20 protein-coding genes are annotated in these 23,235 nt (G+C 64.0%); 10 read left to right on the plus strand and 10 right to left on the minus strand.

Annotation, left to right across the window (positions count from 1 at the left end; all coding sequences use genetic code 11):
• Positions 1-179 precede the first annotated feature (179 nt).
• Positions 180-1,019, plus strand: a complete 840-nt coding sequence (locus V1294_RS04995; protein ID WP_334495524.1) for a caspase family protein — start codon at positions 180-182, stop codon at positions 1,017-1,019.
• A gap of 165 nt (positions 1,020-1,184) precedes the next feature.
• Here the strand turns inward: V1294_RS04995 and V1294_RS05000 are convergent, their stop codons facing one another.
• A complete protein-coding gene (locus V1294_RS05000) occupies positions 1,185-2,078 on the minus strand; it encodes an efflux RND transporter periplasmic adaptor subunit (RefSeq protein WP_334495526.1) in 894 nt (297 codons plus the stop codon).
• 195 nt (positions 2,079-2,273) lie between these two features.
• On the opposite strand from V1294_RS05000, the gene V1294_RS05005 reads away from it, so the two are divergent.
• Together V1294_RS05005 and V1294_RS05010 are read left to right on the plus strand one after the other, a co-directional pair.
• Positions 2,274-2,504 (plus strand): AbrB/MazE/SpoVT family DNA-binding domain-containing protein, encoded by a 231-nt coding sequence (locus tag V1294_RS05005; RefSeq protein WP_334488303.1) that lies wholly within the window; start codon positions 2,274-2,276, stop codon positions 2,502-2,504.
• Positions 2,501-2,905, plus strand: coding sequence for a PIN domain-containing protein (locus V1294_RS05010; RefSeq protein ID WP_334488305.1), 405 nt, complete (start codon positions 2,501-2,503; stop codon positions 2,903-2,905). Before V1294_RS05005 ends, V1294_RS05010 begins: the two co-directional genes overlap by 4 nt.
• 52 nt (positions 2,906-2,957) lie before the next feature.
• On the opposite strand, the gene V1294_RS05015 is transcribed toward V1294_RS05010, so the two are convergent.
• Together V1294_RS05015 and V1294_RS05020 are read right to left on the minus strand one after the other, a co-directional pair.
• Entirely contained in the window at positions 2,958-3,830 is an 873-nt protein-coding gene (locus V1294_RS05015) for an alpha/beta fold hydrolase (protein WP_334495528.1), read from the minus strand.
• 80 nt (positions 3,831-3,910) lie between these two features.
• Positions 3,911-4,756 (minus strand): class I SAM-dependent methyltransferase, encoded by an 846-nt coding sequence (locus tag V1294_RS05020; protein WP_334488310.1) that lies wholly within the window; start codon positions 4,754-4,756, stop codon positions 3,911-3,913.
• A gap of 269 nt (positions 4,757-5,025) precedes the next feature.
• On the opposite strand from V1294_RS05020, the gene V1294_RS05025 reads away from it, so the two are divergent.
• From V1294_RS05025 to V1294_RS05035, 3 genes are all read left to right on the plus strand, one after another.
• Complete coding sequence (locus V1294_RS05025) at positions 5,026-6,606, plus strand: winged helix-turn-helix domain-containing protein (RefSeq protein ID WP_334488312.1); 1,581 nt, start codon at positions 5,026-5,028, stop codon at positions 6,604-6,606.
• 141 nt (positions 6,607-6,747) lie between these two features.
• Positions 6,748-6,975: a tautomerase family protein gene (locus V1294_RS05030; RefSeq protein WP_334488314.1), complete on the plus strand. Its 228-nt coding sequence runs from the start codon at positions 6,748-6,750 to the stop codon at positions 6,973-6,975.
• A gap of 213 nt (positions 6,976-7,188) precedes the next feature.
• Positions 7,189-7,455: a DUF1127 domain-containing protein gene (locus V1294_RS05035; RefSeq protein WP_334488317.1), complete on the plus strand. Its 267-nt coding sequence runs from the start codon at positions 7,189-7,191 to the stop codon at positions 7,453-7,455.
• Between the two features lie 75 nt (positions 7,456-7,530).
• On the opposite strand, the gene V1294_RS05040 is transcribed toward V1294_RS05035, so the two are convergent.
• Together V1294_RS05040 and V1294_RS05045 are read right to left on the minus strand one after the other, a co-directional pair.
• The gene (locus V1294_RS05040; RefSeq protein ID WP_334495530.1) at positions 7,531-9,993 is read right to left on the minus strand and encodes an adenylate/guanylate cyclase domain-containing protein; all 2,463 of its coding nucleotides are present in this window, start codon (positions 9,991-9,993) and stop codon (positions 7,531-7,533) included.
• Between the two features lie 331 nt (positions 9,994-10,324).
• Complete coding sequence (locus V1294_RS05045) at positions 10,325-12,370, minus strand: AsmA family protein (RefSeq protein ID WP_334495532.1); 2,046 nt, start codon at positions 12,368-12,370, stop codon at positions 10,325-10,327.
• Between the two features lie 220 nt (positions 12,371-12,590).
• Here V1294_RS05045 and V1294_RS05050 point away from each other — a divergent pair, with 220 nt between their 5' ends.
• Positions 12,591-13,265: a Crp/Fnr family transcriptional regulator gene (locus tag V1294_RS05050; RefSeq protein WP_334488324.1), complete on the plus strand. Its 675-nt coding sequence runs from the start codon at positions 12,591-12,593 to the stop codon at positions 13,263-13,265.
• 239 nt (positions 13,266-13,504) lie between these two features.
• Here the strand turns inward: V1294_RS05050 and V1294_RS05055 are convergent, their stop codons facing one another.
• From V1294_RS05055 to V1294_RS05070, 4 genes are all read right to left on the minus strand, one after another.
• Positions 13,505-16,651: an efflux RND transporter permease subunit gene (locus V1294_RS05055; RefSeq protein WP_334495534.1), complete on the minus strand. Its 3,147-nt coding sequence runs from the start codon at positions 16,649-16,651 to the stop codon at positions 13,505-13,507.
• Entirely contained in the window at positions 16,651-17,574 is a 924-nt protein-coding gene (locus V1294_RS05060) for an efflux RND transporter periplasmic adaptor subunit (RefSeq protein ID WP_334495536.1), read from the minus strand. Before V1294_RS05060 ends, V1294_RS05055 begins: the two co-directional genes overlap by 1 nt.
• A gap of 172 nt (positions 17,575-17,746) precedes the next feature.
• Complete coding sequence (locus V1294_RS05065) at positions 17,747-18,424, minus strand: OmpA family protein (RefSeq protein ID WP_334488328.1); 678 nt, start codon at positions 18,422-18,424, stop codon at positions 17,747-17,749.
• Positions 18,425-18,574: 150 nt separating this feature from the next.
• Entirely contained in the window at positions 18,575-20,047 is a 1,473-nt protein-coding gene (locus V1294_RS05070) for a caspase family protein (RefSeq protein WP_334495538.1), read from the minus strand.
• A 485-nt stretch (positions 20,048-20,532) separates the two neighbouring features.
• On the opposite strand from V1294_RS05070, the gene V1294_RS05075 reads away from it, so the two are divergent.
• The 3 genes from V1294_RS05075 (at position 20,533) to V1294_RS05085 (ending at position 22,663) form a co-directional block, all read left to right on the plus strand.
• On the plus strand, positions 20,533-21,339 hold the full coding sequence (locus tag V1294_RS05075) for an N-acyl homoserine lactonase family protein (RefSeq protein ID WP_334495539.1): 807 nt from the start codon (positions 20,533-20,535) through the stop codon (positions 21,337-21,339).
• A 3-nt stretch (positions 21,340-21,342) separates the two neighbouring features.
• Positions 21,343-22,233 (plus strand): NAD(P)-dependent oxidoreductase, encoded by an 891-nt coding sequence (locus V1294_RS05080; protein WP_334495540.1) that lies wholly within the window; start codon positions 21,343-21,345, stop codon positions 22,231-22,233.
• An 85-nt stretch (positions 22,234-22,318) separates the two neighbouring features.
• Positions 22,319-22,663, plus strand: a complete 345-nt coding sequence (locus tag V1294_RS05085) for a RidA family protein (protein ID WP_334488336.1) — start codon at positions 22,319-22,321, stop codon at positions 22,661-22,663.
• Between the two features lie 5 nt (positions 22,664-22,668).
• On the opposite strand, the gene V1294_RS05090 is transcribed toward V1294_RS05085, so the two are convergent.
• Positions 22,669-23,184, minus strand: coding sequence for a MarR family winged helix-turn-helix transcriptional regulator (locus V1294_RS05090; RefSeq protein WP_334490158.1), 516 nt, complete (start codon positions 23,182-23,184; stop codon positions 22,669-22,671).
• Positions 23,185-23,235 lie beyond the last annotated feature (51 nt).

Raw genomic sequence — 23,235 nt, forward strand, 5'->3', positions numbered from 1 at the left:
ACCAAATGAGGTTGTTCGGGAAGGCCCGACAGGCTAAAAGCCCGGTTGTTGCGGTGCCGCAAATTGATCGCAATTCGACGGCACACACCTTGCAACCCCTTCAAACCTGAACGGTCCTGACGCGACTAACTGGCGCGGTCTTGTTTGGTGCCTTTGAATAAACTTGGGATGGTAACGTGATGAACCTCGGTCAGCTCCGCATCTCCCGCCGCACCGTCACCATTGCCGTTGCCTTCGTAGGCTTGGTGTCGCTGGCGATCGGCGCCCATGCAGCGTTGAACAAGCGCTCGCTCGACGCCGCCAAGGCGATCGGGAGCGAACAAACCGGCTCGATCGGCACATCGGCCAGCCGCGTGGCGCTGGTGATCGGCAACGGCCACTATCCGGATGCGTCAGCGCCGCTGTCCCAGCCCATCAACGATGCCCGCGGCCTCACCGCAGCGTTGCGGGCCAAGGGTTTTGACGTCGACGTGGTCGAGGACGCCACCAAGGACGACATGGCCCGCGCCATTGTCCGCCTGAAGGCCAAGATCCAGCCGGACACCGTGGCAATGCTGTTCTTCGGCGGCTACGGTGTCCAGGTCGGCCGCGAGAGTTTCATGATCCCGGTCGATGCCGCAATCTGGAAGGAAGCCGACGTCCGCCGCGACGGCGTCTCCATCGAACAGGTGCTGGACGCGATGACCGAGAAGGGCGCCAAGGCCAAGCTCGTCGTCGTCGACGCCTCCCGCCGCAACCCCTATGAGCGCCGCTTCCGCTCCTACTCCCATGGCCTCGCTCCGATCTCCACGCCGGAAAACGCGCTGATCCTGACCTCGGCGACGCCGGGCAAGGTGGCCGATGACGGCAAGGGTCAGTACAGCGTGCTGGTGACCGAGCTGCTCAACAATTTGAATTCGCAGCCCGGCGTGGCAAGCGCTTTCAACAAGACCCGCATCTCCGTCTCCCGCGCCTCCGACGGCGAGCAGGTGCCGCAGGTGTCGTCGTCGCTGCTGGAAGACGTCCGCATCGGCGGGTAGGGGGGCCAGGCCAGCTCCCTCCACCCGGTCGTCCCTGCTTCGCATGCGAACGCAGGGACCCATACGGCGTGATCGATCAAGTGAAACGCGGTCGCTGATATCTTACCATACAACGAACGCCGGTGGTTATGGGCCCCTGCGTTCGTTCGCAGGGGCGACGGATACCTACTTCGTATCCGCGCTCGCCGTCACCGCCCGCACAGGGTCGCCTTCGCGGAGCAGCGCGCCGGCGCGCGCCACCACGATGTCGCCTTCCTGCAGCCCGGAGGTGATCTCGACCTGTCCGGCCGACATCAGCCCGGTCTCCACCCGCCGCGTTTCGACGCGCGCGCGCCGCACCACCTGCACGACGGTGCCGGCGGAGCCATAGAGGATGGCGGTGAGCGGCACCGAGACGCCGCAGCTCTGCCCGGTCTTGATCTGCGCGCGGCCTGACGAATTCACCAATAGCCGCCGGTTGGTGGTGACGCCGAGGAACACCTGCGCGAGCTGGCTGTTCGGCTCGACCGTGGTCGACAGCCGCCGCACCCGCCCGTCGACCTCGCCGGCGCCGATCACCTTGATCCGCGCGGTCTGGTTGACCTGAAGTTTGGCGATGTCGCGCGTCGGCACCATGCCGACCAGATCGAATTCGCTGCGCGCAATGATCGAGAACAGCGCTTCGCCCTTGGCCGAAGCCATCGCGCCGACCGAAGCCGTCGAGGCGGAGATCACGCCCGCCACCGGCGCCTGCACCGTGATCTGCCCGCCCTCGGGGAGGGTCAGCCGCGCCAGCACCTGACCTGCGGTAACGCTGTCGCCCGCATCCACCATCACCTCGGCGACCTTCAGCCCCATCCGCTCGGGCCGCACCTGCGTCTCCTCCCGCGCAATGATGGTGCCGGAGACCTCGACGATATTGGCGAAACAGGATTTTGCGGCCTTGAGCACGGTGACGGCGGCGCCCTTTGGGGGGGCTTCGTCGTCGGCGGCGAGGGAGGAGGTAGAAAGGCAGAGCAGGCCAGCCACCGCCGCAGCGAACAGCCTTCGCGACGGGGCGGACGCAGTGAAATAGGTCATCGGCAATCCAGTCCAATAATTCACATCATGAATACCAGAAGGCCGGCCGCGGAGCCAAGGCCAACGCCGGCCGCACCGGATCCGCGCGCCTCGTTCGACCGATGCGGGCGGTGACGGACGAAAACGTCCCGGCTGCGTCCCCCCTTGAGATGATATCATAACGATGATATCATTTTTGGGTTGTTGGAGGATGCCATGCAGGTTTCGAAATGGGGTGACAGCCTGGCCGTGCGGCTGCCCAAAGCCCTGGTCGAAAAGATGGGTCTGCGGGCCGGGGACGAACTCGACATCGTCGACGTGGCCGAGCGAACGCTGATCGTCCAGAAGGAAGACCGCCGCAAGGCCGCGCTCGAGCGTCTGGCTTCGCTCAACTGGACGCTTCCTTCCGATTACAAGTTCGATCGGGACGAGGCGAACGAGCGGTGAAGGCGTTCTTCGATACCAACATTCTCGTATACACCGCGACTTCGGACGCCAGAAAACAACGGGCGGTGGATTGCCTGAGCCGCGGCGGTGTCGTCAGCGTTCAGGTGCTGAACGAGTTCGTTCACGTCGCCCGCCGCAAGCTTCGTCATGACTGGCCGCAGATCGAATTGGCGCTCGGGCTGTTCCGCGCGTCGCTCGATGACGTCTTGCCCGTCACGCTGAACACGCACACGGGCGCCGTGTCCCTCGCCCGCGAGCACGGCCTGCCGTTCTACGACGCCCTGATCGTCGCCGCCGCCATCGAGGCCGGTTGCGACACGCTGTTCAGCGAAGACATGCAGCATGGCCGCAGCATCGGCGGCCTCGCCATCGTCAATCCGTTTCTCGATAGTGCACCGTAGTCTGCCGCCCTCGGGCAGGTTCGGCCGTGCCGGCAAGGGTCATCTTGAAATGTCACCCCTCCGCCAAGGTGACGGCCTCCGCCGGCGCCGCCTCTCCGGCCAGCGGAACGCCGGCCAGGTCGTCCGCGCGGGCGATATGCTGCGCGATCGCGGAATTGACTGACAAGGCATGGGTGAGCGGGAGCATATGGCCGGCAGCCGGCAAATGCCGGATTTCCGCGCCGTCCATGATCGCGCCGAGCCGCTGCACGATGCGTTGGGTGACGAAGGGCGATAGCCCGCCCGAAAACAGCAGCGTCGGAACGCGAAGCGAGGCCGCCGCGGTGGCTACATTCTCTTCGGCGAACGCCGCGGTGAAATCGAATGCAAGCTTGTCGGCGCGCTCAACCATGCGCTGGCGGACGCTTGCCGGCAGTGGATCCTGCGGACCGGACCCATTCCAGAACTCGATGAACATGTCGATCGCCTCCAGCGCCGATCCATTCCAGATGTCCTCGGAAACGTCACGCGCGACCTGGGCGAAACGCGCGTGAAGCCGCCGGTCCGCGTCGCTCTCGCACAAAAGCGTCGGCAGCACCGGCTCGATCAGCGTCAGGCTGCGCAGGCGATGCGCGAACGCCGAGCAGGTCGCGATCTTGAACGCAATCGCGCCGCCGTAGGAATGGCCGACGAGATGGATGGGGCCCTCCGCGTCGTTGAGCTGGCCGTTCAGGCATCGAACTTCCTCCGCGAGCGTCAGCGGCAGGTCCACCGCGCAGTAGCTATTGGTGCCATAGCCCGAGATGTCAGGGGCGAAGAACGGATGCTCGCGCCCGAGTTCATCGGCGAGCGTCTTCCATTGGCGCCCCGAGCCGAGCGAGCAATGCAGCGCCACGACGCAAGCCTTTTCGCGCTCTCGGCGCGAGATGTGAATCACATTGGTCATCGAAATGCTCCTTATTTTTATGTGGGACGCCACCAGCGGGCCATGCGAATGGCCCGCCGAAGCCTTGCTGGCGCGCCGTTTCACCGCTTGGTGATGACGACCTCGAGATATTCGCTGGGCACGACCATGGTGCCGTCGCCGGACCTGTTCATGCGAACAATCAGCGCATTCAGATCGTTATGCAGCTCTTCCTGTTTCGCCGGGTCGAGGGCGGCGAAGGCTTTCAGCACCGGGCCGTAATACGTCTTGAACACGTCGAGGAAGTGCGCCGGCGAGCGATAGCGGAACTTGAACAGGCGCGATTCCGCTCGGATCGCGCGCGCATCAGCGTCGAACATTTCGGTGAGCCGCGCGCGCGTTCCCCACAGCGCCGGCGATTTGGCCCCGGCGGGAGGCGGCAGATATTTGCCGAGCGTCTTGAAGATCTGTCCGATGAAACCTTCCGGCGTCCAGTTCGCGAGGCCGATCTGGCCCTTGGGCTTGCAGACCCGCATCAGCTCGGCGGCCGCGCTGTCCTGGTTCGGCGTGAACATGACGCCGAAGGTGGAGAGCACCGTGTCAAAGCTGTTATCGTCGAACGGCAGGTTTTCCGCGTCGGCTTCCCTGAATTCGATTTGCATGCCTTCGGCTACTGCGCGCGCCTGGCCGCGCTCCAGCAACGCCGGCACGTAGTCGGTCGAGGTGACGTCGCACCACCGCCGCGCCGCGGCAAGGCTCGCCATGCCGTTGCCGGCGGCGACATCGAGCACCTTTGAGCCGGCCTTGAGATCGAGCGCCTCGCACAGCTCCTCGCCGACGATCTGCAGCGTCGCGCCGACAATAGCGTAGTTGCCCGAGGACCATGCGGCCTGCTGACGCGTCTTCAGGGCTGCGAGGTCGGGGGCGGGCGGGATCGGGGTCGCTGCGGTCGCAGTCTGGCCGGCCATGGGTGTCTCCTTGATCTGGATCATGCGGCCACGGGAGGGGCCACGATGAACCGAACATCGCCCTGTCAGGACCTAAAGACTGTGATGCCGGGCTGATTTTGCCTTGAGACCACCCTGATTTTTCAGTGAGATTTCTCTTTCTGTGAGATTTCACACACTTTCCCGCCGGGAAATTCGGTCTACCTCGCACCGGGAGCGGGACAAACAAAATGACCGGAAATCGCGTGCCGGGACAAAGTGATCTAGGATGATTTAACCGGGATGAAGCCGTGCGATTTCACTTTTCCAACCATGTACTTGATGTCGACCTGCGTGAGCTGACCCGCGGCGGCGAGAGCATCGCGGTCGAGCCGCAGGTGTTCGATCTCCTGGTTCACCTGATCGAAAACCGCGACCGCGTCGTCACCAAGGACGATCTGATCGAGACGATATGGGACGGCCGCATCGTCTCCGAATCCACGTTGACGAGCCGGATCAACGCCGCGCGCAGGGCGGTCGGCGACAGCGGCAAGGATCAAGCCGTGATCCGCACCATTGCGCGAAAGGGTTTTCGTTTCGTCGGCGACGTGCAGCCGAAAGCCGCGAACGGCAGGTTGGCGCGCGCCGATGCGCCTTCCTCGCCCGGTTTCGCCGGCGAGCTGCAGCATCGACAACTCCCGGCGCTCGATCGCACCGCGATCGCCGTGCTGCCGTTTGCCAATCTTAGCGGCGAGCCGGAGCAGGAGTATTTTTCCGAAGGCATCAGCGAGGACATCATCACCGCACTGTCGAAGCTGCGCTGGTTCTACGTGATCGCGCGGAATTCCTCGTTCAGCTACCGGGGCAAATCCGTCCACCACAAAGAGATCGGCGCGGAGCTCGGCGTCGGCTATGTCGTCGAAGGCAGCGTGCGCAAGGACGGCGACCATGTGCGCATCAACGCTCAGCTCGTCGATGTGGCGAGCGGCAGTCAGCTCTGGGCCGAGCGCTACGACCGCAATCTCGCCGATGTGTTCGCCGTGCAGGACGAAATCACCCAGGCCGTGGTCGCGGCGATCGAGCCGCAGCTCTATGCGGCTGAGGATTTCCGGGCCCGGCGCAAGACGCCTGATAATATGGACGCGTGGGATCTGGTGATGCGCGCGCTGTCGCATTACTGGCGCGTGACGCGGCAGGACAATCTGGTGGCGCTGGCGCTTCTGGAAAAGGCGATCAGCGTCGATCCTTCTTACGGCCAGGCGCTCAGCCTGCTGGCGGCCTGCCATACGTTCAGCGCCCATATGGGCTGGCAGGAAATCACCAAAGTGGTTCCGGTGGCGGAGCGGGCGGCGCTGGCGGCGATCCGGGCCGACAGCGAGGACGCGTGGGCGCATTATGCGCTCGCCAGCGTCTATCTGTTCAACCGGCGCTTCGATGATTGCATCGCCGAGTTCGAGCTTGCGCTTCGGCTCAATCCCAATTTCTCGCCCGCGCGCGGCCTCTATGGCGTTGCGCTGTCCTATCGCGGGCGCTGGGAGGAAGGCGATCGCGCCGCGCGCGAGGCGCTGAAATTCTCACCGCGCGATCCCTTTGCCGCGATCTATTGCGGCGTCGCGGCCTATTGCCAGTATGTCGGCAAAAATTACGCGGAGGCGATCCGCCTGTCGCGCGAAGCGTTGCGCCAGCGCACCGATTTTGTCGGCGCCCACCGCGTGCTGACCGCCTCCCTCGGCATGGCCGGCGACACTGACGCCGCCAAATCGGCCCTCGAAGGCCTCCGCCGCGCCCAGCCCAACATCTCGCTCGCCTGGCTCGCCAGCGGACTGCCGTTCGAACACGAGGCGGACAAGGCGCATTACCTGGAAGGGTTTGGGAGGGCGGGCCTGCGATAACTGAGATCTGCATAGCTCCGCGGTGATATCTCAAGCTGAACTGGACGACAAATCATAGCTGTCTGAAAGTCTTGGCCGACTGTCACGGGCATGTTGATGCTGCCCTCGCTCTCGCGAGGCAAGCATCAAGAAGAGAACTACATGCCGTTGATAGAGGTTCACGTCATCGAGAACGTGTTCAATTCCGAGCAGAAGCGCCAGATGATCAGCAAACTCACCGACGCCATGGTATCGATCGAAGGCGAGAGCATGCGCGGCGTTACCTGGGTCAAGATTTCCGAAGTCGCGAGCGGCGATTGGGGCATCGGCGGTCAGCCGCTGACCACGGAAGCCGTCAAGGATCTCGCGGCCGGGCGAAAGGTGGCCTGACGAGTTTCGCCTCGCATCGCCGGCGGGCTGGCCCTGCCGGCGGTGTGGCATATCGCTTCCTCATTCAGATCTTCACGTAGTCGTGTCCGGTATCCGTCGCGCCTTTAGGCGTACGCGCCGAAGCCTGCTGACACCATGCTGGCAGCAGGCCTTCGGTAGAAAGCATGCTCGGCAACTTGACCGAGTTCCAACTACTCTTTGAAGAACATCGCCATGACCGTACTGACCACCATTCCGACCTCCGCCACCAGGCCATTTGCTTGGCGAACTGCAGTTTGGCTGGCGCGCGTTCGCCGGACCATCAACCGCCTCATCGCGGCGGTGATCTCGCGCCACGAGCGTCACGCCGCGCGCGAGGCCCTGCGCAAGCTCGACGATCGCCATCTCAAGGATATCGGCATGTACCGCACGCAGATCGACAGCAATCTCGAAGAACTGGCGCAGACCCGCGCGCGAATGCAGCAGTCCGGTTGGCACTGACGGGCGCGTGCGGCGTCGCCGCTCATCGTCAGTCGGTCGCAACGGTTACCGCGACGCGCGCGCGGCACACTCATTCTAAGACATCTTCTTCCGTCGCGCCGCGGCCGCCGCATCAACCACGTTGTCGACTTCCTCGCGCCAGCTCATGATTTCCGCCGCCAAAATCGGATGATTGAATCCCTTCAGATTCAAATCATCGATTGGCCGCCCTTCCACCCACGGCTCCACCATGCCGTAGACACGCCTCGACACCACGATCTGGTTGGCCTTGGCTTCGTCGCACAGCCGCGACGCAAGATTGGTGACGCTGCCGATCGCGGCGTATTCCAGCCGCTGCTCAAAACCGATCTGGCCGAGCGTGGCGTAGCCGAGCGCAATGCCGATGCCGAAGCCGAGATTGTGGCCGCGGTTGCGCCACTTGTCGGTCAGCCCGCCGATAGTGTCGCGCATCTCGACCGCCATGCGAACGGCGCGCGCGGTGTGGTCGTCGAACTGGATCGGCGCGTTGAACAGGATCATCACGCCGTCGCCGGCATAGCGGTCGAGCGTGCCTTCATACTTGAAAATCAGTTCGCCGAGCGCCGCGTGATATTCGCGCAGCACGTTCATCGCCTCTTCCGGTTCAGTGGTCTCGGTGAACGCCGTAAACCCGCGCAGATCGCAGAATACGACGGTGACCTCGCGGCGGTGGCTGTCGAGCAGGCCCTCATGGCCGTCGGAGGAGGCGATCAGTTGCGCCACCTGCGGCGCGAGGAAACGCTCCAGCCTTCGGATGCGCTCGATCTCGCCGAGCTGCGTCTCGACGCGCTCCTCCAGCGAGCGGTTCCAATCCTTGAGCTGATCGGTCTGTTCCTGCAGCTTGTCGGCCTGCTCGCGCACGATGTCGTTGGCGGCCAAAAGCTCGCGGCTCTTATGATCCACCTCGGTGAACAGCCGCGCATTGCGCATTGCCAGCACCGCCTGGTGCGCAAACGTCTTCATCAGTCCGATCAGATTGGCGGAGAATTCGCCCTCGTTCCGCCGCAGCACCACCAGCGAACCCAGAATGCCGGTCTGGTCGACCAGCGGCACCACCAGCACCGAGTGGAATCCGGCTTCGATTACGACATCGCGCAAGGGATGTTCGGGCGTCGCGCCGAGCTGGGGTATCGCGATCGGCTCGCCGCTCGTTGCGGCTTCGCCGAGCGGCGAGTTGTCGGCGTCGATAGCGCGGTGGCTGCCTTCGGCCGACGGGTCGATGCCGATCGCTTCCGTCAGGTTGAACTGGTGATTGCCGGCGTCATAGCCATAGATCAGCACGGCGTCGGCGTGGGTGATTTCCAGCGCGCGCGCGGCGACCGTCGGCAGCACGGCGTTGAGGTCGAGCGAGGAGGCGACCGCGCGGCCGACCTCCTCGAGCACCTTGAGCTCGTTGATCGACTGCGCCAGATCGCGCGTCCGCTCCTTCACCTTGGATTCGAGGTTCGAATAGGTCTCGGCCAACTGCCCGGCCATGCCGTTGAACTGGTTGGCGAGCTCCTCAAGTTCGTCCGATGTCTTCACCTCAATGCGATGTCCGAAATCGCCGGCGCCAAGACGCCTGGCGCCGGCCTGCAGCGCCGTGATCGGCACCAGCATGCGCCGCGCCATGATGGTACCGGCGATGATCGCGACCACGAGGCCGAGCGCGATCAAGAGCGCGATCCGCACCAGTTGATCGCGGATCGGCGTCAGCGCCTGCGCCGTCTCCTGTTCGAAGAACACGTGCCAGCCGAGCTTCGGCACCAGGCTCGATGTGGTCAGCACGGCGTTGCCCCTGGCATCCTTGCCCGACGCCGGCGCCACGCCGCCGGGCTTGCTGACGGCAGCGACCTGCGGCAGCGCCGACAGATTCTTGCCGACTTCAGGCCCGTTCGAGGAGGCGGCCAGCACGTCGCCCCTGGAATCGGTGATATAGGCAAACGCCACCTTGCCGACCTGGGCATCGATCAAAAACTCCGACAGGAAATCAAGGTCGATCTCGGCGACGGTGGTGCTGCCATCGGCATGCGCCAGCGCGATCGACATCAACGGCCGCTCACCGCGGAAGTAGGCCGGCGCAAAATGGGTGCCGCGCGAGATAGCCTCGGTGAATCTGCGGGAAAAATCGGCGTCGCTGCCGAGCGTGACGGTCTGGCGCGTGTGGCGGAGTTGCTCACGGCCCTGGCTGTTGAGGAACGAGAGCTGGCTGACCTGCGGCACCTGCCGCAACAGTTGCGCATAGTCTTCGCGGTGCTGCTCCAGCGTTGCGGCTTCGGTGATCTTGGTGGCGCTGGCGCGCGTTACCCAGGAAATCTGCCGCTCGAGGTCGGACAGCGATTGCTGGATCCGCTTGGCGGTCGCTTCCGCCTTCTCGCTCATGCCGTCGTTGAGCGAGCTCTTGATGCCGCGGTAGGTGATCCAGACTTCCATCGCGCCGTTGATGGCCAGCACGAACACGACGAGGCCGACCAGCGCGACGACGTATTTGGCGAACAGGCCTTCGCGCAGAAACCCTATTCTGTCCTTGACCTCGTTCATCCGGACCCTCGTGCCGGCCCACGGCTGGGCGCGCATCGGCTTGTCACTGGCGCCGGTCTGTCTCGGCAGCCCCGGCGTGGGGTCTGTCTAGCACGAATTGGGGGGAGGGGCTGTGAGCCCGCCGACATGGTTAGCCCCAATTGTGGGCAGGGATCGCGGGGAATCCGTCATGCCCGGGCTTGCTTAACCTCGCCCCGCTTGCGGGGAGAGGTCGGATTGCGAAGCAATCCGGGTGAGGGGGTACAGGTCCATCAACGAGCCGCAGCATTCGCGGAGAGAGCCCCTCACCCCGACCCTCTCCCCGCAAGAGCGGGGCGAGGGAGAGGCAGCTTCACCGGTTGAACAGCTGGCGCATGATCTCGTTCATTGGCTGACTGTCCTGCTCGGCGGTCGTGTCGCTCGGCGGCGCAGGGGGAGCGGGCTCGGCCGGGGCGGCTTCGGTCGGCGCCTCGGCTGGCGAGGTACGGCTCGGGATGCTGCGCTGGCTGCCCGGCCGCGCGCCACCTTGGCCTTGGCTCTGGCCCAATCCGCTCAGGCCCTGCTGCAATAGATTGCCGATGGTCTCGCCGAGCTGGCCGCCAGCCGCGCCCTGTCCACCAGCACCGCCTTGCTGTCCGCCGGCCGCCCCCGGCTGTCCGCCAAGCAGGTTGCCGATCGCAGCCCCGAGGCCGGCGCCGTTCTGGCCGAACAGGCCCTTGCCCATCTCCTTCAGCTTGGCATAGGCGGCGTCGGGATTGTCGAGGATGCCCTGCATCTCCGGATAGATCCGTGGGCTCCCCCAAGGGCCCGAGATCATCACGGGGATGCCGAGCCCGACCGGATCGGTGACGCGGCCCTGGCCTTCGGTGGTCATCACGAGCTTCGGCTCGACGCGGAACCCGATCTGCTTGGTGCCGAGGTCGATGGTGCCTGCGCCGGTCATCTTGACCAGCGGGCCGACCAGGTTGAGGTCGGTGGTCTGCGCCTGTCCCTTGTCGATCTTGAACGACGCCGACAATTGCGAAAGGTCCGTCGCCTTCTCCGCGCTCTCCTGCCAGCCTGACAGCGTGCTCGCCGTCAGCGACCGGATCATCTGCGCGACATTGAGCCCCTTGATGGCGCCGTCCTGGAATACGACGAACGCAGTACCGGCCATGTTCGACATGATCGCGCGCTGGCTGGTGCCGGAGGAGCGCACGCTGACCTTCGCCTGCATCTTGCCGTCGATCCCGTCGAAATCGGCCAGGCCCTGCAGCAGCGGCAGCGCGCGCACGCCGGTGAGGTCGGCCCGCATCGCGTAGGTCGGATTGGCGGTGGAGACATCGACGGTCAGATCGCCATTGGCGTTGCCTTCATAGGCGCCGAGGTTGGAAACCTGGGCCTTCAGCACGCCGGTGGTGAGCGTGGCCTCGATCGCGGCGGGGGTGAAGCGCGCATCGCCGATGTTGAGCTCGGTCGCGGAAATGCGCGCCTGCAGGTCGACATAATTGAGGCCGTTGATGTCGATCGTCGCACTGCTCCAGGGCTGGCCTGAGGAATCGCCGGTGCTGCGCGCCGTCGCGATGGCGAGCTTCTGGAAATCGAGGTCGAGCTTAACCAGCGGCTTGCTCGAAAGATCGACCGAGGCCCAGCCGTTGAACACGGCGTCGCCGAGCGCGCCGGTGACGCCGTTGATCATCACGACCGAGCCGTTGAGGCGGGCTTCGGCCTTGGCGGTGAGCGGGGCGCGCAACAGGTCGGGCGCGTCGATCTTGATCTCGGCCGGGATATTCTGCCGCTCGATTGGGGCTGCGGGCAGTGCCGCCTTGATGTCGAATTTCAGCGGATAGCCGTTGCGGCGGGCGCTGCCCGACAGCACGACCTTGCGATCGGAATCGATGGTGACGTCGGCATTGACGGTCTCGATCCTGTTCTCGACGCGATCGCGCAGGTTGGAGAGCACGATGGTGCCGCCGGTGACGCTGATGTGCTCGATCGAGAAAGCCTCAGATGTCTTGCCGGCAGCGGGCTTCGAGGCAGGATTGGCCTCCCTCTCGCGCTCGCGTCTCAGCGGCAGGTTCACCATCGGGCGGATGATGACGAGTTCGGTGATCTGCGGCTTGCCGGCCCACAGGCTGGCGAGCGTCACGTCCGCTTCGATGCTTGCGGCCGCGAAGCGGCGGTTGATGTCGCGGTCCTTCTGATTCTGCAGCGTGACATCGTTCAGCGTGATGTTGAGCGATGGCCACAGGCCGACCTTGGCACCGCCATTGATGGCGAGCTTGTAGCCGGTCTCGCGCTCGACCCGCTCCTCGATCTGCGCCGTCAGGAAGCTGGACGGGACGCCGATCACCAGCAGCAGCGCGATGACGACGATCACGGCGGCAATGGCGACGCCGGCAAGTTTCAGTGCTTTCATATCGACATTCCAGACCGCGCAAACGGCACATATTTCGGTGGCGCGAGACGCGGGCGCAACCGGTCAGGCGAGCTTATCCCGGAAAGAGGATGGGGCCCAACAAGCCAAAAATATTCCCAGGGTACTGCAAAGTTATGTGACTTATGACACACTCGTTGGTGTGGGAATCTTGCTAACGGCCTGAGGGGGCGGGACCGGGCTTATTTTGGAAGGTAGTACAATGAGCAAACAGGCCGAATTTGCGGTCATTTTGAAAATGAACCCGATGTTTGCGGATCTGGGCGCCGACGAATTGCAGCGCATCTCCGGCCTTTGCCACACCCAGCAGCTCGGCCTCGGCGAAATGCTGTTCCAGAAGGGCGATGCCGGCGACGCGCTGTACGGGGTCCGGCGCGGCCAGATCCGGATCGAGACCGGCGCCTCCGACGGCAGCCGCCTGACGCTGAATTTCATGGGGCCCGGCGATCTGTTCGGCGAGGTCGCCGTCCTCGACGGGGAGAGCCGCACTGCGGACGCAACCGCCGGCGAACCTTCGGAACTTTTCGTGCTGCGGCGCGAGGATTTTCTGGCCTTCCTCGAGCGCGAGCCGAAGGTCGCGATCAAGATCATGATGCTGTTGTGCCAGCGCATCCGCTGGCAGAGCGAGCGGATGGAGGAATCGGTGCTTCAGCCGCTGCCGGTTCGCCTGGCGCGAAGGCTCTGCGCGCTCGCCTCCGATTTCGGTTCCGAAGTGCACATCTCGCAGGAGCAACTCGGCGTCTTCGTCGGCGCCGCCCGCGAAAGCGTCAACCGTCAACTGCAACTCTGGCGCAAGGACGGCATTCTGGACCTGCAGCGCGGACGGATATTGCTGCAGAACATGACCAAGCTGACGGCGGTGGCGCGGAACGAGTAGGGGCTGCGGGGTACACGCTCGCTTCGCGACCGTGCCAGAGAATGTCGGCCGCGCCGAAGCGGATCGCGAAGGATCATCCGATCCTGCGAGGTTGCGGCCGGGCAATTCGTTGCCGGCCCCCCAGCTCGCAACCCATGCCTTGACCTCGTCAAACGGCACGGCAATCCGTGTCTGCCGAAAGTGGTCGTAACGGCGACGATCCTCAGCGATATCGGGACCGGCGAAATCGAAATGCTCTCTCACTCCGCCGCAGGCGACATTGCCGGCGGGCCCTTGGCGGGCGGCTCCTTGTGCTCCGATCCGTGACCTGCGGACTCCGTCTCTGCGCTGGAGACGATCAGCTTCTTGCCCAGCCGCCAGCACAGGGCGCCGAGATCGTCCATCACCATGAACATCGCCGGCACGAACACCAGCGACAGGATGGTGGAGAAGATCAGGCCACCGATTACGGCGAGGGCCATCGGCGAGCGGAATTCGCCGCCGGCACCAAACGCCAGTGCTGATGGCATCATGCCCGCGGCCATCGCGATCGTCGTCATCACGATCGGGCGCGCACGCTTCATGCCGGCGTCGATGATAGCTTCGTCGCGCTTCTTGCCTTCGCGGATCGCTTCCACCGCGAACTCCACCAGCATGATCGCGTTCTTGGTGACGATGCCCATCAGCATCAAAATGCCTATCCACACCGGCGTCGTGAGCTGCTTGCCGGTCAGCAGAAGTGCTGCGATCGCGCCGCCGATCGAGAGCGGCAGCGAGAACAGGATGGTGATCGGCTGCAGGAAGGTGCCGAACAGCAGCACCAGCACGGCGTAGACCATCATCAGGCCGGCGGTAATGGCGGTGGCAAAGCCTTCCGACAATTCGTTGAGGCTTTCGGCGTCGCCCGACGGGCTGACCTTCACGCCCTTCGGCAGGCTCTTCATGACCGGAAGGTCGTAGATCATCTTGGTGGCGTCGCCGAGCGCTGCGTTGCCGACGAGGTCGGCGGCCACCGTCGCCTGCCGTTCGCGGTCGTAACGGTTGATGCTGGTCGGGCCCTGATCGAGCTGGATGTCGGCGACAACCGACAGCGGCACGCCGCCACGCTCGCCGCGCTGGCCGAGCGGCACCCGCAATTGCTGCAGCATCTGCAGATCGCTGCGTGCATTGTCCTCGAGCTGGACGCGGATCGGCACCTGACGGTCGCCGGCATCGAATTTCGCCAAGGCCGGGCCGACGTCGCCAATGGTGGCGACACGAATTGTCTGCGACAGGCTCTCGGTGGAGACGCCGAGCCGCGCCGCCAGTTCGGCGCGCGGCCGGATACGCAGTTCAGGCCGGTCGAGCGAGGTTTCCGAAATCACGTTGGCGATGATCGGAATCCGCTTCATCTGCGTCGCCAGCTCGCTGGCGACGTTGTTGACGATGTTGCTGTCGACCCCCGTCACGACAAGCGAAATCGCGCGCAGGCCGTTCTCGTCGAGGAACCAGAAGCGGATGTCCGGAACGTTTTCCAGTTCCTGGCCGATCTCGAGCTCGAGTTGCCGCTGCGTGATCTTGCGATCGGCCTTCGGCGTGTAATTGATAATCAGCGCCGCGCGGCGCACTTCCTGTGTTCCCGGCGGCACCCTTCCACCGTCGACGAAGATGCTCTTTACCTCGGGCCGCTTGCGCAGGCGGGCGACGATTTCCTCCGTCACCTTCTCGGTATAGGCGAGCTGCGAGCCCGGCGGCAGCTCCATCGCGAGCAGCGAGCGCGCGGTATCCTGCGCCGGCAGGAAGCCCTGCGGCAGCAGTGTGATGCTCCAGATCGAGGCGGCGAAGACGCCGAAGCCGATCAGGACGGTGATGAAATAGTGCTTCACCGACCAGGTCACCAACTTGGTGTAGGTCTGCAGGATTCGCCCGGGCGGCGGGTCCTCGTGCGGGTGATCCTTGAGGAAGTAGGCGGCGAGCACCGGCGTGACGAAGCGCGCGGCAAGCAGCGAGAAGAACACCTGCACCGACACGGTGATGCCGAACTGCTTGAAGAACTGCCCGGCAATGCCGGACATGAAGCTGGCGGGAGCAAAGATCGCGATGATCGTCAGCGAGATCGCGATCACGGCAAGGCCGATTTCGTCGGCGGCTTCGAGTGCCGCGCGATAGGGCGATTTGCCCATGCGCATATGGCGTACGATGTTCTCGATCTCGACGATGGCGTCGTCGACCAGAATACCGGTCGACAGCGTGATGGCGAGGAAGGAGACCAGGTTCAGCGAGAAGCCGAGAAGATCCATCGCCCAGAACGCCGGGAAGATCGACAGCGGCAGCGAAATCGCGGCGATGATAGTGGCGCGGATATCGCGCAGGAACAGCAGCACGACGATCACCGCAAGGATTGCGCCCTCGAACAAGGTCGAGATCGCCGCATCGTAGTTGCCCTTGGTGAAGTCGACCGAGGTATCGATCAGCTTCAGGTCGACGTCGGGATAGGCGACCTTCAGCGCATCGATTCGCTTCTGCACGGCGGCTGCAACCACGACGTCGCTGGCACCCTTGGAGCGCTTGATGCCGAGCGCCACCACCGGCTCGCCGTTGAAGCGGGCAAAAGTCCGGCGGTCGGCGATGGTGTCGGTGACGGTGCCGAGATCGTCGAGCCGCACCTCGCCGCCGCCGAACAGCGGAATCATGGTGCCGGCGAGTTCGTTCAGCGTCTTGGCGCCGGCCAGCGTGCGGATCGCCTGGTCGTTTTTGCCGATTTCGGCGCGGCCGCCGGCGAGGTCGACATTGGTGCCGCGCAGGATCTGGCTGACATTGACGGCCGTGAGCCCTGCGGCCTGCAGCCGGTCCGGATCGAGCGAGACCAATATCTCGCGCTCGACACCGCCGATACGCTCGACTTGCGCCACGCCGCGCACGCCCTGCAGCGCGCGTTTGACGACGTCGTCGACGAAATAGGAAAGCTGCTCCGGTGTCTTGCCGGGCGAGATCGCGGCATAGGTGACGATCGGCAGGCCGATCACGTCGACGCGCTGGATCAGCGGTTCGTTGACGTTTTGCGGCAGGTTGGAGCGAACGCGGGTGACGGCGTCCTTGACGTCATTGAGCGCGCGGTCGGTGTTGGTCTCCAGCGCGAACTGGATCGTGGTCACCGACAGGCCGTCGGTGATCGAGGATGAAATATGCCGCACGCCCTCGACGCCGGATACGCCGTCCTCGATGGTCTTGGTGACCTGGCTCTCCAGCTCGGCGGGAGCCGCGCCGAATTGCGCGACCGCGACCGAGATCACCGGAATGTCGGCGCTCGGCAGCCGCGTCACCGCGAGCTTGGTGAAGCTGACCCAGCCCAGCACCAGCAGGATGATCGAGAAGACAATCGAAGGCAGCGGGTTCCGGATCGACCATGCCGAGATATTCAAAGCCATTAGCGTGCCCGCGTGCGCTCGAGTTCATCGGCGAACATGGTCTTGACCTGGTCGCCGTCATGCAAAGAGGTGCCAGCATCGGCCACGACGGTTTCGCCGACGTCGAGGCCTTCAAGAATTTCGGTGGAGGTTTCGGAGGTCAGGCCGACGCGCACCCGTCGCGTCTCGATGGTGTTGCCTTTCACGACCTGCAGGGTGAGGCGGTCGATGGCGGTACGCGGGACGGCGACGCCGCACGAGCGCTTGGCGTCGATATTGGCGCGGGCAAACATGCCGACCTTGAGGGAGGGATTGTTGTTCAGCGAAATCCGCACCTTGCCGAGCTGGGTGGTGCGGTCGATCTGCGGCGAGATCTGCCGGACCTTGCCGACAACATCGGGCGCGTCATCACGGCTGATGCGCACCGTAGCACCCGGATTGAGCTTGAGCAGATGAACGCTCGGCACTTCGGCTTCGAGCTCGATTTCATTGTTCACGGAAATGCGGAACATCGGGCTGGCCTGCGGCGAGGCGGGAGCGCCGACCGCGGTCCTGACTTCGGTGACGAGGCCGGCGGCAGGTGCGCGTAGCGATATCGGCCCGGATCGGCCGCCGGGGGCTCCCGGCTGCTGCGGCGGCGCGGTGAGGCGCGCCAGTTCCTGATTTTCGGTGACCATATCGCCTTCCTTGACGAACAGGTCGGTGACCCTGGAGCCTTCCTGGTCGACGCCGACCTGGGCCTCGCGGCGCGGCACGATAAAGCCGGTGACCCGCACCATGTCGGAGAAGCAGGCATTGGTGGACTTGGTCACGACCACCAGCGCCTGACCCGGCGTGTCTTTTTCTTCCGCGCGCGGACGGTGCTCGAACCAGTAATAGCCGACGGCCAGAACGGCAACGAAAGCCACTCCGAGCGCAGGTTTGAGGTATTCGGAGAATTTCATCGCCGGATCAATCCAGACTGGAAGTCAAATCAAACAGGGCGCATTTGGCCGGCCGACGACCTGCAATGGAGCCCAAAACGAATGCGTCCCGCACGGGTGCTGCGGGACGCATTGTAGCCGGAAACTATTGGTCGGCGCCACGCCCTTGCTTGCAGGTCCTTATTGCAAGGCCTTATCTGGCTGCGTTCGACGCCGTGGCCTTGTTTTCCATGTTGACCACCTGGACGCGGCGGTTCACTTCCGCCATCGGCTGGCCCGGATCCTTGAGCTTGCTCTTGCCATATCCGACGGTGACGAGATCGGTGCCGTTGATGCCATATTTGTCGACGAGATAGCGCTTGATCGCGTCGGCGCGGCGCTCGGAGAGATCCTGGTTGTAGGCATCGCCGCCGGCAGCGTCGGTATGGCCGGCGACCACGAAGGTCGAGCCCTTGAGATCATTGTTGGTGAGCGCGCGGCCGAGCGCCTGAACCGACGGCAGCGACTTCGCGCTGATATCGGCCGAGTTGTAGTCGAAGTTGATCTCCAGATCGATCTTCGGCTTGTCCTTGACGATGGCGGCGATCTCTTCGCGCTCGGCGCTCGAAAGCGACCGCGTGGAGCGACCGCGGATCTTCTGGACGAACTTGCCCTCGGCGGCGGTTACGGCCGGGTCGACGGTGGTCTGCGGGCCGGTCGAAAGGCCGCGGGTCAGCGGCTTCTTTTCGGGCGCCAGCGCGCGGACGATCTGGTCCTCGGTGACGTTCTTGTCCTGGGCCAGGGCGGTTCCCGCACCAAGGGAAATTGCGGCGCCGAGCGTTGCAACCGAGACGATTGCGGTAAAGGTTTTCGCTGCCGAGATATTTGCCATTGCCAGTCCCCCTCCTGAGGGCTTCCCACGCGGTTCCAACGTCATCCAAATGAGCTGCCGGACCTTGGATCGCAGGCGGCTGCTTTGCTTTAGTCTGGACGGCCCGCCACCGGGTTCGAGGGGCCGCTAGCCTTCATCTAAAAAAAATCGTCACTGCACCCCGTAATCGGCGAATTCCTTGACGATATTGGGGTCCATCGCCTTCGCATTGTTAATATCCAGGTCGCCTTCGGAAATTGAGCCGTTGCGTTTCTTGGCAAGGCCCCGACCATACAGCGACGACGTCAATCTCGGGTTGATCTTGAGAGCGGCATCGAAATCAGCGATTGCATTCTTGTTCTGGCCGCTCTTCAGGTTGACGAGGCCGCGGCTGTCGAGTGCATCCACGAAATTCGGTCGCAACCGCAACGCCTCGTTGCAATCCTTCAGGGCCGCCTGCAGGTCGCCGATCACCGTGCGCGCCCAGCAGCGGTTGTTGAAGGCTTCCACATCCTTCGGGTTCAGCCGCAGCGAATTGTTGAAGTCCTTGATGGCGAGCTCGTAGGCGCCTTTGCTCGCATAGACCTGCCCGCGCCGGTACAGCGCAGCCGCATCGTCCGGATTTTCGTTGAGCTTGGCGTTCAGGCTCTTGATGGTCGGATCGTCGGCAAGCGCGACCGCGGTCGGACTGGGGCTCTCGGCCGGTTTGGCCGGCGGCGGGGGTGGAGGAATCGCGGCTTCAGCCGGTTTTGGCGACGCGGGCGGCGGCGGAGGTGCCGGTGCGGCCACCACCGGTGGCGGTGCAGGCGCAGGCGAGGGAGCAGGAGCAGCTGGCGCTGCAGGCGCCGTGGCCACCGGAGTCTGCGGCGGGCTCGCCGGTCGCGGGCCTGAGCCGCCGGGGATGAAGGAGAAATCCTCGGCCAGCGACGACGAAATCCACGGCACCTGTTCCTGGCGCGAGGCGCGGGTCACGCCCACACGGGTGCGATTGAGCGTTTCCTCCGCCATCAAATCGGGAGTGCGGATTTCCTTCAGCAGCTCTTTCACGAACAGGCTGCGGTCGCTGCCATTGTCGGAAACGACGGACGAGAGCGCAGCCGAATACATCACCAGCGTGCCGTTCGGCGCAATCACCGGCGCAAGGCCGGCGGAAAAGCTGCGGAACCGGCGCTCGAACGGATTGCGCCTGGAGGCATCGATCAGCGCGATCTTGACGCCGGCGCCGCGGCTGTTGATCTCCCCCAGCACGGTCTCGAGGCTGAAACCGTCACGGCGGACGTCGGGCTCGGTCCAGATCTGGGCATCGACGGGGATCATGTAGCTCTGGCGGCTCGATTGCACGCCAAAACCAGAGAAGAATATCAGTGCCACCGAGCCCGGCTTGATCTTGCCATACAGGCGCTCGAAAGCGCGGCGCATCTGCTCGCCGGTGAGGTTCTCGCCGATATCGACATTGAAACCGTCGCGCTTGAGCTCTTCGGCGATGTCGCGCGCATCGTTGATCGGCTCCTTGAGCGGCGCCTCGGCGTCCGGATATTTCGCGTTGCCGATCACGAGCGCATAGCGCTCACCGGCTGCGAACGACGGGGCCACCGACGCAACGAAAAAAAACAATGTGAGGAGTAATGCGAGGCGGATTTTCATAATGACGGCAGTCCAGATCACGGCAGTCCAGCCAAAATAGCGCCGATGCCAGCTCGCGCCGCGGCGACCTTACTCTACGCTATCGGCATTATCAAACCGCGCCCGCAGTCCGTCAACCGCTTGCAACCGCTTGCGATGTCGTCACTAATTGCGACAATTAACCGCGATGGGACTCGGCGAATGGAGGGAATAAGTGGCGCTCCGGCAACGGTCGGCCACAGATCACGAAGGCGATCTGAAGAGTTCCTTTCGGCCTGTGTGCGCCGCCACCGGGCCTCGCTGTTTGGCAAGCCCGATGACAAGCTTCGGCGGGGATCAAGTTCGCCGCCCGCGCTCCATTCCGTCGATGGTAATGTGATCCCTCTCACATAGCGTGCCGCCTGGTCGCGCGGCTGTCATTCGTCTTCCGGGTTTGACCTTTGCGGATGACAATGGCTTGTTGCCGTGATCGGCCAATCCAAACATCCAAGAAAAAAGTGACACCGATGGGAAATGCCTACGAAATCTACGCGCTGCGCTATGCCACGATGTCGCCGCGCACCCCCCATTTGAATTTTCTGATCCCCGATCCGCACGAGACCACGGCGCAGGATCTGGATTATTTCGTCTGGCTGGTCCGAGGGGGTGGCCGCGACATCCTGGTCGATACTGGCTTCAATGCCGAAGAGGCGAAGGCGCGCTCGCGCAAGCTGACGCTCAATCCGGTCGACGCGCTGGCGAATTTCGGCGTCGCCGCCGACACGATTCGCGACGTGATCGTCACCCATTTGCATTACGACCACGCCGGCAATCTCGATCGCTTCCCGAACGCGCGGTTTCATCTGCAGGACCGCGAGATGAGCTACGCGACCGGACGCTGCATGTGCAACGGCATGCTGCGGCATCCGTTTTCGGTCGAGCACGTCACCACGATGGTGCGCCATGTCTACGGCGAGCGCGTCACCTTTCATTCCGGCGATGGCGAGATCGCGCCCGGCGTGACGGTGCATCGCGTGGGCGGCCATTCCGACGGGTTGCAGGTGGTGCGCGTGGAAACGGCGCGCGGGCCGGTGGTGCTGGCGTCGGACGCGGCGCATTACTATGCCAATCTGCAGAAGCGCAGCCCGTTTCCGATCGTCTACAATGTCGGCGATATGGCGCAGGGCTGGGAAATCGTCGAGCGGCTTGCCGGCCATCCCGACCGTTTCATTCCCGGCCACGATCCGATCGTGAGCGAGATCTATCCGCGCGCCAGCGACAAGGTCGATGCGTTCGCGCTGCACCTGGCGCCATCACGCTCGTTCGTGAAATAGCTGATGGTTGTGATGTCAACGTTCAAGACGATCGGCTTCATCGGCCTCGGCGTGATGGGGGAGCCGATCTGCCGCAATCTGGCAAAGAAAAGCGGCAAGCGCGTCCTTGCCTTTGATCTGTCGCCGGAGCCGTTGGGGCGGCTGCGGGAAGAGGGCGCCGAGACCGCAGGCTCCGTTGCCGATGTGATCAGGCAAAGCGATTTGCTGTTCCTGTGCCTGCCGAGCGCCAAGCATGTGCGCGCGGTGTTCGAGGGCGATGGCATCCTCAAGAACATCCGGAGCGGGCGGGTCGTGGTCGATCTCGGCACGTCCTCGGTCAGCCAGACTCGCGATTTTGCTAATCAATTGCAGGCCAAGGGCGCGGCCTGGGCCGATGCGCCGATCGCGCGCACGCGACAGGCGGCGCAGGACGGCACGCTCAGCGTGATGGTCGGAGCAACGCCCGCGCTTTACGCTGAGATCGAGCCGCTGATCCGCTGCTTTGCGACCGACATCACCCATTGCGGCGAGGTCGGCGCGGGGCAGGTCACGAAAATTCTCAACAACATGGTGCTGTTCGAAACCGTCAACGCGCTGGCCGAGGCGGTTGCGGTGGCGAAGCACAATGGCGTCAATCCAAAACTGCTGCTCGATACGCTTTCAAAGGGCTCGGCCGACAGTTTTGCGCTACGCAATCACGGCATGAAGGCGATCGTGCCCGGTGATTTTCCGGAGCGCGCGTTCTCGACCGAATATGCGCTGAAGGATTTGTCTTACGCGCTGGAGCTGGCGTCCGACGCCGGCATCAGAATTCGCGGCGCGGAATTGATCGGCAAGGTGCTGCAGGAAGCCATCGATGCCGGTTCAGGGGATAATTATTTTCCTGTCATCGCGAAGCACATTGATCGGTTGTGAACGTCGTCATTCCGGGTTCGATGCTCCGCATCGCCCCGGAATGAGGTGCACACCACACTTTGATAGTCGCTAACTGGAGGCAACCATGATCAGCCGCTTTCCCGGGCTCACGCCAACCCGCAGCCGCGCCGTCGCTCATGACGATCTGGTTTTCACGGTGGCGGTCGCGCCCGATCCGGTCAGTCCCTCGATGTACGAGCAAAGCGCAAAGGCGCTCGCCCGGATCGACGAAAGCCTCGCGCTGTGTGGCACGGACAAGAGCAAGATCCTCTCGGCCATCGTCTATATCACCGACATCAAGCGCAAGGGCGAGATGAACCGCGCCTGGGACGAATGGGTCGATACCAAAAATCCGCCGATGCGCGCCTGCATCGGCGTCGATCTCGAGCCGCCGCACATCGTGGAGATCGTGGTGACGGCAGTGAAGTGAGCCGGTCAGTAGGCTTCCTTCGCGTCCGCCTCTTCGCTGGTCTGCACCAGATCGAGGCTCTGCTCGATCTTGCCCAGCAGCCGCGCGAAATCGCGCCGCTCCTGCGCGGAGAGGCATGACAATATCTCCTGCTCCCTGCGCAACAAGCGCGGGATCAGTTCCTCGTAGAGCGTTGCGCCCTTGCGCGTCAGGCGCAGCCGGAATTCGCGGCGGTCGTCCTCGTTCTCGACGCGCTCGACAATCTGCCGCTTCATCAGCGACGTGACCGCGCGGCTGATGGTGGATTTGTGGGTGCGGGTGCACTGGGCGATGTACTGCGCGCTGCAGGCATCGTGGCGGAAGCCGAGCGTCGCCAGCACGCGCCATTCCGGAATATCGAGCCCGTAGCGGACCGCATACTCCGCCGACAGCGCCGAACTGACCTCGGCCGCGAGCCGGTTCAGCCGGAACGGGACGAACTCAAAGAGATCCAGCCTGGCGTCCTTCTTCGACGCGCTTTCGTCACGCGGACCGGTGGCCACCTCGCTTGAAGACGCTTTCGGCAAAGATAGCCTCGATTTGAGTTGACGCCG

The sequence above is a fragment of the Bradyrhizobium sp. AZCC 1678 genome (genome assembly GCF_036924765.1).
Classification (GTDB): domain Bacteria; phylum Pseudomonadota; class Alphaproteobacteria; order Rhizobiales; family Xanthobacteraceae; genus Bradyrhizobium; species Bradyrhizobium algeriense.